Annotated in this window: 1 protein-coding gene; it reads left to right on the top strand. The window is 74.4% G+C overall.

Annotated features, from left to right (window positions below; genetic code table 11):
- The coding region (locus Cch01nite_RS22615) for a cellulose binding domain-containing protein (RefSeq protein WP_203758776.1) at positions 1-376 on the top strand (376 nt) is incomplete at its 5' end.
- Positions 377-577: the final 201 nt, after the last annotated feature.

Below are 577 nucleotides of genomic sequence, written 5' to 3'. Positions count from 1 at the left end.
GACGCCGACGCCGACGCCGACGCCGACGGTCACCCCGACCCCGACGCCGACGCCGACCCCCACCCCGACGTCGAACCCGGGCGGCAAGTGCACCGCCTCCTTCAAGGTGCTCAACAGCTGGCCCGGCGGCTACCAGGCCTCCGTCACCGTCAAGGCCGGCAACGCCATGATCAGCTCCTGGACCACCGCGTTCACCCTGCCCTCCGGCAGCGCGATCCAGTCCGGCTGGTCGGGCACCTACTCCACGTCCGGTTCCACCGTCACCGTCTCCAACGCCGCCTGGAACGGGCTGCTCGGCGCCGGCGCCACCGCCGAGTACGGCTTCGTCGCCAACGGCACCGTCCCCACCGGCACCGTCACGGTCACCTGCGCCTGACGTGAGGACGTGGGCCCCGCCGGAACCGGTCGGGGCCCACGTCCTGCTGCACGACGTGCGGCCCGCCGCCCGGGGGCCGCACCGAACCACGAGGCGGTCGCGCGCCCGCGGCCGCCCGACACCCAGGAACGAGGATGTTCATGAGGTCTCGACTTCCCCTGCTGTCCGCCGCCGTGGCGGCAGCCGTCGCGCTCGGCGCGG

The organism is Cellulomonas chitinilytica (assembly GCF_016862675.1).
In the GTDB taxonomy this organism is placed as follows: Bacteria; Actinomycetota; Actinomycetes; order Actinomycetales; family Cellulomonadaceae; genus Cellulomonas; species Cellulomonas chitinilytica.
This window is presented reverse-complemented; position numbering and strand designations above follow the sequence as displayed.